Annotated in this window: 9 protein-coding genes; all 9 read left to right on the forward strand. The window is 34.4% G+C overall.

The window, feature by feature from the left end; translation table 11 throughout:
• Positions 1–74 precede the first annotated feature (74 nt).
• The 9 genes from IQ228_RS12780 to IQ228_RS12820 all read left to right on the forward strand — a co-directional run bounded on the left by IQ228_RS12780 (position 75) and on the right by IQ228_RS12820 (position 10,420).
• Positions 75–1,007 carry a CRISPR-associated protein Csx3 gene (locus tag IQ228_RS12780; protein WP_193963008.1) on the forward strand — a complete coding sequence of 311 codons (933 nt, stop codon included), beginning with the start codon at positions 75–77 and terminating at the stop codon, positions 1,005–1,007.
• The gene (gene cas10 / locus IQ228_RS12785; RefSeq protein ID WP_193963009.1) at positions 1,000–3,387 is read left to right on the forward strand and encodes a type III-B CRISPR-associated protein Cas10/Cmr2; all 2,388 of its coding nucleotides are present in this window, start codon (positions 1,000–1,002) and stop codon (positions 3,385–3,387) included. Before IQ228_RS12780 ends, cas10 begins: the two co-directional genes overlap by 8 nt.
• A 2-nt stretch (positions 3,388–3,389) precedes the next feature.
• A complete protein-coding gene (locus IQ228_RS12790) occupies positions 3,390–4,100 on the forward strand; it encodes an RAMP superfamily CRISPR-associated protein (RefSeq protein ID WP_193963010.1) in 711 nt (236 codons plus the stop codon).
• Positions 4,100–5,473, forward strand: coding sequence for a CRISPR-associated RAMP protein Csx10 (csx10, locus tag IQ228_RS12795; protein ID WP_193963016.1), 1,374 nt, complete (start codon positions 4,100–4,102; stop codon positions 5,471–5,473). The genes IQ228_RS12790 and csx10 overlap by 1 nt, the downstream gene beginning before the upstream one ends.
• Positions 5,470–5,880 (forward strand): hypothetical protein, encoded by a 411-nt coding sequence (locus tag IQ228_RS12800; protein ID WP_193963011.1) that lies wholly within the window; start codon positions 5,470–5,472, stop codon positions 5,878–5,880. Before csx10 ends, IQ228_RS12800 begins: the two co-directional genes overlap by 4 nt.
• 63 nt (positions 5,881–5,943) lie before the next feature.
• Positions 5,944–7,113, forward strand: a complete 1,170-nt coding sequence (locus IQ228_RS12805; RefSeq protein ID WP_193963012.1) for a Card1-like endonuclease domain-containing protein — start codon at positions 5,944–5,946, stop codon at positions 7,111–7,113.
• Positions 7,114–7,132: 19 nt separating this feature from the next.
• Positions 7,133–8,449 carry a TIGR02710 family CRISPR-associated CARF protein gene (locus tag IQ228_RS12810; protein WP_193963013.1) on the forward strand — a complete coding sequence of 439 codons (1,317 nt, stop codon included), beginning with the start codon at positions 7,133–7,135 and terminating at the stop codon, positions 8,447–8,449.
• A gap of 38 nt (positions 8,450–8,487) precedes the next feature.
• Entirely contained in the window at positions 8,488–9,351 is an 864-nt protein-coding gene (gene csx7 / locus IQ228_RS12815; RefSeq protein ID WP_193963014.1) for a CRISPR-associated RAMP protein Csx7, read from the forward strand.
• Positions 9,352–9,472: 121 nt separating this feature from the next.
• Positions 9,473–10,420 (forward strand): RAMP superfamily CRISPR-associated protein, encoded by a 948-nt coding sequence (locus tag IQ228_RS12820; RefSeq protein WP_193963015.1) that lies wholly within the window; start codon positions 9,473–9,475, stop codon positions 10,418–10,420.
• The last annotated feature ends 113 nt before the right edge of the window (positions 10,421–10,533 follow it).

Genomic DNA, 10,533 nt, shown 5'->3' on the forward strand with positions numbered 1-10,533 from the left:
TTAATTGATTGAAGTTTTACTTGAGGAAATTACTTGAGTCATGTTTTAATTATTTTATAATCCAGTGCTATTTAATGAGTATTTACCATATCAGTTTAGACGGTGACGTTTTAAAGGTAGGATTTGGTGCTACCCTGACTACAGGTGATAAAATTGTCCGTGATGCAGCTACCAGATTGAATCAAATGATTGTTTCTGGGGAGTTACCGGGGGGTTCGCTGATTAAAATCAACGGTCGGACATCGGTGCTGGTGAGTCAGGTATTAGCTGATAAATTATCTATATTGTATGATGCGATCGCTCTGTTTGACCCCAAGATTGGCGACAAGGGGCTGGATAGGTACGTAGTCACCATTAGTAAACATCCTGATTATCAAGTTGGGGATATTTTGGATGTGGTGCGGGTACAGCAGCAGTCAAGTATCAAATTGGTGATTTGCGGGTTTGCGAACACAGGAAAGACTTGCTTCCGGGAAGGTCTAAAACAAGCGTTGTTACAGATTCCCAATGCACCGGAATCCTATTTTATCTCTGGTTGTCCAGATGGGGATGGTTCTTGGTATGGGGAAACCGCACGACGGGACGCAGATTTAGCAAATAGGTTAAAAACGGAGTACAAGGCGGGTTTTACCCCAGAATTTGGACAACTGAAGGCACAGGAAGTCAGGGGGATCAATACACCAATATTTGTATTTGATGTGGGGGGTAAAATTTCCAATGCTAACCGGTTGATTATGGGGGAAGCAACTCATGCGGTGATTTTAGTCAAGGATGAAACTGAGGTTGCACCTTGGGAAGAACTATGTAAGTCTCTGGGTTTGTCGGTGGTGGCCATTATTCACAGTGATTATGAGGGTGTGGAAGATGTGATTTCCCAGGAAACGCCGATTCTTAGAGGAAATGTGCATCGCTTAAAACGGGGGGAGGATGTTTCTGTGCGTCCGATGATTCGGGCTTTGGCTGGGGTTTTGGTGGGTTTAGTTTCAGGAGAATCTAAAAATGGATAAGATGAATTCTGTTAGTATTGCGATCGCTTGGTGTTTAGCCTGGGGTAATGAACGTCAACCGCAGTTTGATGTTACTGTTTTACAGCAAATGTGTGATGGTTTGAGGAATGGAGAAGAAGTTCCAGCAGAGGTTACAGAAATTCTTCAACAGGTTGAGGAATTAAATAATTTACAATTTCCCGAAACTTTAGAGGATTTACAACAACCAACTGAAAAACACTCAATTTTGTGGAAATCTAAAGTTGGTTTGGTTTATGGTGGTGTAACTAAGGTTAAACAATATGTTTTTGAAGCGTCTAAACTTTCAGATATTCGCGGTGCATCTGCTTTACTAGATAGAATAAATTTAATTGATTTACCTGCATTTTTTGGTTGCGATAAAAGCTCAAATTATGAACAGTGTCAAAAAGCTAGAGAATATTGTCAAAACATTAGAGAAGAATGGCTTGATAGATCAGATAATTTTCCCGAACTTTCCGCTGCACTAATTCCAGAGCTAGTTATTTACTCTACGGGAGGTAATATCTTAGCTTTTTGTCCTGCTGCTTTTATTGATGATTTGACTAATGCAATTGAAAAGCGTTACACCGAAGAAACTTTAACAGCTAATTCCTGTGCTGTTGGTGCTATATTTAAGCCTTTAGAAATTCGTTTTGGACTATTACCCAATGAAATTACTAATGATATATTTTGGTTGGAAAAATATCAAAATAACCAGAATCATCCTTTGATTTCAGCATACTTTCAGCAAAATGAAAATCATTCATTAACAGATTTTAAAGAACGGAAAACATTTAATGAATTAGCTGGTAAGTTAGCATCTTTATTTAATCAGCGACGGAATGGTAATAAAATCAATGGGAATAATAGACCTTTGCGCTGTTATCCTCCCATGTTTGAAACTCATCCTTATTTGCAACGAGATGAGGGCGATCGCCGTTCTGCTATAATTCATGCTAAGAGTTCCTCTGATGACTCTAAACAAGGACTTCCTGGTGATCCTTGGTTTTCTGAAGCATCAGCACGAAAGCGACTGGTAGGACAAATAGCTAAAAGAGATAATAGTTCTAAAAATTGGTATGAACAATCTGGTTTAACCTGGAAACCTGGAGAAGAAGCACTAGAAAGTTGGGTTAATAAATTTGAGCAGTTTTTATATGAAACACCTCATAAATATTATGGTAAAATACGTTCAGAAAATTTACATCCTAGTAAAGTCAAAGAAGCACTTTCTGTAAGAGAAATTGGAAATGCTTCCATTTTATCTGGATTTGTTGCCTATATTTATGCAGATGGTAACAATATGGGTGGGTATATCCAAAAAGAGATTAAAACCCCGGAAAGTTATCGTCATTTCAGCCGAGATATCTTTGAATCAACAGAAAAATCAGTTTATGCAGCTTTAACAAAACATCTTGCACCACACAAATTAAGTCCTGCTTTACAAGCTGAAAGGAAAAGTGAAAAAGAAATTTGGATTCATCCTTTTGAAATTTTAGCAATTGGTGGGGATGATGTTATGTTAATTGTTCCCGCAGATAAAGCATTAGCTATTGCTAAAACCATTGGTGAAGAATTTGAAAGAATTTTATTAAGCAAAGGAGACAGATATAAATCAGATCAAACTTATAAGCCAGAATTAATACACCGCTATCATAAACAAGAAGAAAATAAAACAGATAAACAATGTAAATTAAGTATGTCAACAGGAGTATTAATAACTGCTGAAGATACACCAATTTATTATGCAGAAAAACTGACTAATCAATTACTTAAATCAGCCAAAAAACTAGCTAAAGATTTAAAAAAATCGGGCTATTACGGTGGTACAGTTGATTTTTTAGTTATGAAATCTGTGACAATGATTTCTTCTAGTATTAGTGAATTTCGTGCCAATGCGTTAACTAAATTAGGACAAGGACAGCAAAAATTAAAACTATATGCTGCACCTTATACTCTACATGAGTTAGATGGATTATTAAAAACTGCACAAACTTTAATAGATGCAGAATTTCCTAAATCTCAACTTTATCAAATTCGTAGTTTGCTAGAAAGAGGAAAACAAACAGCAATACTCAACTATCGTTATTTTCGAGTCAGATTGAATAATAAAGAAGCTCAAAATTCTTTAAAAACACAATTTGAAGAGGCTTGGTGTCTTCCCAAAGATAAAAATAATGCTGGTAATCTTGCACCTTGGATGTCTTTAAAAGAAGCTAAAGAAGAAAGTCAAGATGAAAAAGCCTCCAATGAAGCAACCGAAATTGATGATAAATTTAATTATGAAACAATCTGGCGAGATTTGGTAGATTTATATCCCTTCTTTGAAAAACAACAAAAAAAATCTGATACTAAAAAATCAGAACAAGAGGTATCATAAGTATGATTAATTTACAACAATTACCACTAAATAACATTACAGAAATTCCATTAATAGCCATTATTGACACTGCATTATGTGTTGGTGCTGGTGGTTCTGATGGTTCACTTGCAGATAAACCAATAGTTCGTAATGCAGAAGGAAAATTATTAATTCCGGCTTCACAATTGAAAGGAAGACTGCGCCATGAATGTGAAAAAATAGCGAGTGCATTAGGATGGCAGATTTTTGAAGCACCACAAGCGGAAACACTTTGTCCAAGCCAAGATCAAGTAAATCCCGAATTTCGAGAAGAATATCAACTAGAAAATCATAGGGGATATCATTGTTTTATTTCCAAAATATTTGGTAATCCCATACTACCATCACGTATCATTGTTAATGATTTAGTCTGTGATATAAAAAAAGACGATTTACCAGAAGTTATCCGTCCAGGTGTAACTATTAACCGTCGTCGGCTCACTTCTGAGGAGAAAAAATTGTATTTTCTGGAAACTTCTCCACCTAATAGTCAGTTGAAATTTACAGGAGAAATTCAGCTATTACCAGATTGTCCAGAATATGCTAAACCATTGATTTTAGCTGCTTTACGCCATATTAATGCTTTAGGTGGAAGCAAGTCTGCTGGGTTAGGTTGGCTGAGTTGGGAAAACTTAGAAACTCTACAAATAAATGATGAAAGTTGGAAATTATTATTACCAAAAACAAAATGATACAACGAATTAAGCTAAAGATTACAGCTTTATCTCCATTAGCTATTGTTGCTAAAAGACCTGGTTCTGTGAGTCAAGCAGAAGATCATATTCCTGGTTCTGTAATTCGTGGTGCGATCGCATCTCAAATTCTACAACTATCTAAACCAAAAACGCCAGATATCACAGAACGTGATTTAACAGAAGATGGTGGTGATTTTGCTACTCTGTTTTTAGGTAATGAACCTGCGATTTTTCAAAATGCTTATCCAGCAGTAGGAACAGTTGCTATTAAGTCATTCTTAGCCGAAAAAGAAAAATATGATCTAATTTCTCAAATTGTTGATGATGAAATAATGGTTTTACCCACCACCGCAGTCAGTTCTAAAACAAATTCAGGTTTTAAACCTAAAGCTAATGGAGTTTTTGATACTCTGATTGATCGTTTTTGTGCAGAGGCTTATAATTATCTTTATGATCCAAGCGATCCAAAATCTTTAAAAGATAAAACTGATGCGAGAGTTGAACCATTAAGTGGTTTTTATAGCAAAATCAATGATAACGTTAAACATCAATATCGCAGTCATTCAGTTAACACTCGATTTTTAACAAGAGTAGGAATAAATCGTAAAAGAGCCACATCTGAGGATGATATACTGTATAGTATTGAAGTTTTAAATGAGTCATTTTTAGAAACTCCTCAATCACAAAACTGGAATCCTGTTGTTTATCAGAGTTCAATTTTAGTTACTGATTTAAATTTAGCTAAATCTTTCACACAATTCATTAATGATCATGCAGATATCTTTCGTTTAGGTAGTGCAACATCACGGGGTTTAGGAAAGGTCAAAATCACAGCTACATTTGACAATGCTGTAACAGATGTTGAAAATAGAATTAAGCATTTCAATAAAAAACTAGAAGAACGATGGAAATGTTGGTCAATTTTTGGTCAACCAGAAAATGATTTATTGGAAAAGCGTTTTTATTTTACTCTTGATCTACAATCAGATGCTATTTTTACTGAAAATTGGCAACATACTACAGTCATTTATCCAAAAATGTTGTGTGAATTTGTCAATTTAGATAACGAATTTACACAATTAAATGATGGAGAAGAAAAAGACAAATTTCTTAAATTGGAAGTAGCATATAGCAGCTATAACTATCGTTCTGGTTGGAATGCAGCTTGGGGTTTGATGAAAGATATAGAATTAGTAACAAATAGAGGAGGTGTGTATTTATTTAGTGTAGATAAGGGAAGAGAAAAATTATGGATTGATAAATTAAAAGAACTGGAACTGAAAGGAGTAGGAGAAAGAACTTCAGAAGGTTTTGGACAAGTACAAGTTTGTAATGAGTTTCATTTAATATTAAGAGAGGAAGCAAAATGATAGAACAACCAGATCCAAACAAGCAATTAAAAATTAAAAAAGCTATCCGTCAAGCTGAAGATGATCTAGTTATCTGGATTAAAAATGCTTTAGATAACACAAATTATGGAGATTTAGAAGAAGCTCAATTTCGTAATTTAGTCCGTGTTGCTGATACTACAGATAGTCCAGAAGTAATTAAAAACTTTATCTGTTATCAAGTAGGAAGAGATAAGAAATGGGGAAGAGGTAGAGGTTCATTAGCAGAGCGAATTATTGAAGATATTGATCATAGCATCAAGAAAGCTGCTCAAGTTATTGGTGAATGTTGTGAAGCCGATTTTAAACCTATTTGGTTAGAATTAATTCGCCGTTATTTAGGTTATGGCGCTCGTCATTTAAAGTTTAAACGTGATGGGAATTCTTAAACAATTACCCAATATACAGCTAATAATTAACCAACCAAATTTAAGAAATTGAGGTATTGATATATGTCGGAAAAAGTAATGCTAGTTTTAATTGGAGGACGAAGTGCTGTTCCACCAGTTGCAGGAGTTCTTCAGTTTCTTAATGATATTGATAGAATCAAATTTTTACTTTGTCAGGATAAAGAAGAGCAATATTTGCAGTATAAAAAAAGTGTAGAAAATGTTATCAAACAAAAACGCCAAGATTTAGTTTTTAATGAAAGTGATGTAATAACTGTTAATCCCAATAACTTTGATGAAGTATATCTTGCTGTGGAAAATCTTTGTCAAGACGTTGAAGATTTAAAATATGTAAATTTAACTTCTGTACCTCAAACTATGGCTATTTCAGTCTATAGCTATGTTCAAGAAAAATATAAAAACGTATTGGCTTTTAGTGTGAATACTAACCAATCACAGATTATTCCATTGGTTTTTGGTAAACAGCCTGTACCTTTTAATAAGCGATTGACTGTAGAGAATTATATTAATATGTATGGCTTTAACATTTTTCAAAAAAACCAAAAATATGAAAACAATAATGATTTGGAGAATTTGGTAAAATATATTGTAGATAATATTGAACCTTCAGGTTTAATCCTTTCCTTGATTCGCAGTCTTGCAGGTGAGGATATTAAACCTCCAAAGAGATTAAAAATATCTGAGAAGGAATTATCGAAATTACAACTATCTTCTGAGCATTTGGAATCATTTTTTAGAAAGCTAGAATATTTTTCAATAATCAATAACCTTGAAATATCAAATACAGGCATTAGCTTTAGGCTAGAAACGAAGGAGAATTATGCTTTTCTGAAAGGTGACTGGCTAGAGATATTTGCATATTACGCAGCTAAAAAATGCAACTTTGATTCTGTTGAAATTGGTGTACACATTGATAATTATAGAGGCGAAATAGATGTATTTTGTTTAAACAATGCTAATGCTATGATTTGTGAATGTAAGACTGGTAAAAAGTTAGACTCTAATGATTTGTCTATTCTTAGCTCAAAAGCTGGAGAGTTGGGAAAAGATTACTGTGTGAAATTGTTTATTACAAGTGAGTATGAATTAGATGAAAAATTTATAAACCAAGCAGAAAACAAGAAAATTGTTGTTGTATCAGGAAAAGAATTAATTAATCTTACTGATATTTTATCAAAACAAATGCAAGATCCAACGTATAGAAGACTTTAAATCAGGAGATAATTAAATCATGCCAAAAATTCTTTTAATTACAGTCGGTGGTTCTCATCAACCTATCGTAACCGCCATTCGTGAACTTAAACCAGATCGTGTTATTTTTCTCTGTTCTGATGGTGCAAAGGGTAGTAAATCCCAAGTAATAGGAAGTGGAACTCCTTGTGAAGTTAGACGGGGAACAGAAGTAATTGAAAAGTTACCAAATATTCCCATACAAGTGGAATTAGGTGAGAGATTTCAAGCAGATAGAGACTTAATTTTAATTGAAGAACCAGATGATTTTTCAGAGTGTTATGTTAAAGCATCATTATGTATTCAGAACATTCAACAAAATGTTACTGATGCTCAAATGATGGCTGATTATACAGGTGGTACTAAATCTATGTCTGTAGGATTAGCAACAGCAGGTCTTGACTATGAAGTAACATTATACTTAACTACGGGAATCCGTACAAACACGATCAAAATTGAAAGAGGAGAATCAACAGGAAAAACATCTGTAGCACCTGTAGTCGCCAAGCGTACCATAGAACAATTTTTACCTATTTTCTTACAACAGTATAACTATCCAGCAGCGATCGCACAACTCCGACGTTTATTATCATCAATGGCATTACCACCTGATATTAAGCGGCAAATTCAAACCCTATACGCTTCTTGTTCTGGGTTAGATGCTTGGGATAGATTTGAACATAGAGATGCTTTAGAGTTATTAGAACCTCAGATGAAAAACCCTGAAATTAGAAATTTAGCTCTATTTCTCAAGCGTGTAATTAATAGCAGAGGACAAATAGATGAAAAGTTTGATTCTAGTAATGGAACAGAAGGACATGGTTATGAAATAGTTCAAGACTTAATATTAAATGCAGAAAGACGTGCTACCCAACAACGTTATGATGATGCAGTGGGTAGACTTTACCGGGCTTTAGAATTATTAGCGCAGATTCGTTTGTTAAAAGCTTATGGTATTCAAACAGGTGATATTAATACTGAAAAACTACCAGAAAATTTGCGGAATGAATATGAGAAAAAACGTTCTCCTGCTAAGGGAAAAATCCAAATAGCTTTAAGAAATAGTTATGAGCTTTTAACCAAACTTCCTGATGATCCTATAGGTAAGATTTACCTGGAAAATGCCAATAAAATTATCAATGCTTTAGAAGTTAGGAATAAATCATTATTTGCTCATGGATTTAAGCCAATTATTAGCAATGATTATGAAGATGTAAGCGAAGTATTTGTTAATTTCATTAAATCCTCCATTAGTTCTGTAGTTACCAATAAACCACAAATACAACCTCATCAATTTCCGATGAATATAGGAATTTGAGGAAATTATTGCCAATATCTAATTAACAATCAATATCTATGTTTGACACATTTAAAAACCGCCTAGAAATCACAGGTACACTCACCACAATCACCGCATTAAGAATTAGTGCAGGACGTTCCACCGAACCTATTGGAACAGATTTACCCGTCATTAAAGACGCATTAGGACAACCATTAATCCCAGGTTCTAGCTTTAAAGGTGCATTAAGATCAAGATTAGAAAGTTTCCTCCGAGGAATTGATTCTAGCTTTGCTGAAGATCCGGCTGATTTTACAACTTCAGCTAGAAATATCTTCGTTAAAGATTTAAAAGAAAAACATAAAGATAATGATTTAGAGTTAACACAAGAACTCTTGAACATGACAGATTTAATATCTCATTTATTCGGTTCTCCCTGGATAGCAAGTAAATTTCAAGTCCGTGACTTAACCGTACTACCTGATACATGGTTTGACCAATATCAAGAACGTGACGGAGTAGCCATTGACAGAGACACAGAAACAGCAGCAGATGGTAAACTGTATGATTTCCAAGTAGTACCAGCTAGTACACAATTTGAATTTCGCGCAGTAGTTGAAAATGCAGAACCTTGGGAACTGGGACTATTGATGATTGGGTTACATCAATTTGAAACAGAACAAATTCCCCTGGGTGGTGGACGTTCTCGCGGTTTGGGAGTTGTTAAACTAGATATTGATCAAATGCTCTGGGTTGATGTTGAGAATGATCCTAAAAAATTGTTAACCTATTTACAAGAATTAGTTAATAGTAAAATAGGTGATAAATTACCTAGCTATCAAGATGGTAAACAATCCAAACAAAAATGGACTGAAGCACTTATTAATCATTTAAGAGATCATTTACCCAATCACCCACCCAGAACTGAAGTTCCGGGCTAATAGCTAAAGTCCGTTAAAACGGACTAAATTTTTAATCAATAGTCGTCTTTAGACGACTTCCGCTATTAGCTTGAGAATTCATTTTTAGGTGGGCTAGAAACTTTATCTTATCAAACTTGTTATGCACAAAAAATTTGTAAATCATTGCACCATAGATTTAACCATCATTCCCGATGGACCTATTCTCATTAAATCAGGAAAAGAAGGAGCAGACCCTACAAAACCAGATATGGAATTTGTGGAAACCTATCACGCTGGAGGACATACCATATACTTACCTGGAAGCAGTTTAAAAGGTGCAATTCGCGCTCATGCTGAACGGATTGTGAGAACAGTAGGAGAAGAAAAAGCTAACAGTAAAAACTTACCTTGGGCTAATGATCCATTAAATGATAAATATGAGTATTTGAAAAATATCAAATCGTCTAGCGAGATTTACAAACTTTCCTCTTTTACTGATCAAATGTTTGGGAATACTTCTATTGCTAGTAGAATTAGAATAGAGGATGCTTATCCAGATAATTCTAAAGTAGTAAAAACTGAAGAAAGAAACGGTGTTGCAATAGATAGAGTATTTGGTTCTGTTGCTGTTGGACCATTTAATTATCAAGTTTGTACTGCTGGAGAATTTAAAACCAAATTACATTTAAAAAACTTCACTCTTGCACAGTTAGGTTTAATAGGTTTAGTATTACGCGACTTACATGATGGTTGGTTTGGCTTAGGTTTTGCTAAATCTCGCGGTTTGGGTACTGTAGAGATTAAGTTAAATCAAGCAGTTGTGCAATATCCTGGTTGTATTTTATCAGAAGATAAAAAAGAAATTTGTGCCTTTGGTACTAACAAAAAATGGCGAAATACCCATCTTTTAGGAGTTGGTGAATTTCTAACAAAGGATGAAGCAAATTTATATAGTTTTCTATCAGAAGATCGTCAAGATTCACCAGTTGCAGCCCAAGAAATGGAATTGGGTTTTGGTGTGCAACTAACTTGGAAGGAAGGAACAGTTAATGATTTATTTGAGCGGAGTGTAAGGTCTTGGAGTCAATTATTAGGAGTTACAAAATGAAGCCTTTTGTTGGTTATCAAGAAAAACCTTTATCAGTTCCCGATTTATTGAGATTAATTGATAAATTAAAAACAGAAAATACCTATTATTTTCTCCGTTGGACTAATAAGGTC

Origin of the sequence: Dolichospermum sp. LEGE 00246 (assembly GCF_015207865.1) — a bacterium.
In the GTDB taxonomy this organism is placed as follows: Bacteria; Cyanobacteriota; Cyanobacteriia; order Cyanobacteriales; family Nostocaceae; genus Dolichospermum; species Dolichospermum heterosporum.

Excerpts from the sequence above, each read along its gene's own strand:
- IQ228_RS12780 (WP_193963008.1), top strand. The coding sequence starts at position 75 with ATGAGTATTTACCATATCAGTTTAGACGGTGACGTTTTAAAGGTAGGA.
- cas10 (WP_193963009.1), top strand. The coding sequence starts at position 1,000 with ATGGATAAGATGAATTCTGTTAGTATTGCGATCGCTTGGTGTTTAGCC.
- IQ228_RS12790 (WP_193963010.1), top strand. The coding sequence starts at position 3,390 with ATGATTAATTTACAACAATTACCACTAAATAACATTACAGAAATTCCA.
- IQ228_RS12800 (WP_193963011.1), top strand. The coding sequence starts at position 5,470 with ATGATAGAACAACCAGATCCAAACAAGCAATTAAAAATTAAAAAAGCT.
- IQ228_RS12805 (WP_193963012.1), top strand. The coding sequence starts at position 5,944 with ATGTCGGAAAAAGTAATGCTAGTTTTAATTGGAGGACGAAGTGCTGTT.
- IQ228_RS12810 (WP_193963013.1), top strand. The coding sequence starts at position 7,133 with ATGCCAAAAATTCTTTTAATTACAGTCGGTGGTTCTCATCAACCTATC.
- csx7 (WP_193963014.1), top strand. The coding sequence starts at position 8,488 with ATGTTTGACACATTTAAAAACCGCCTAGAAATCACAGGTACACTCACC.
- IQ228_RS12820 (WP_193963015.1), top strand. The coding sequence starts at position 9,473 with ATGCACAAAAAATTTGTAAATCATTGCACCATAGATTTAACCATCATT.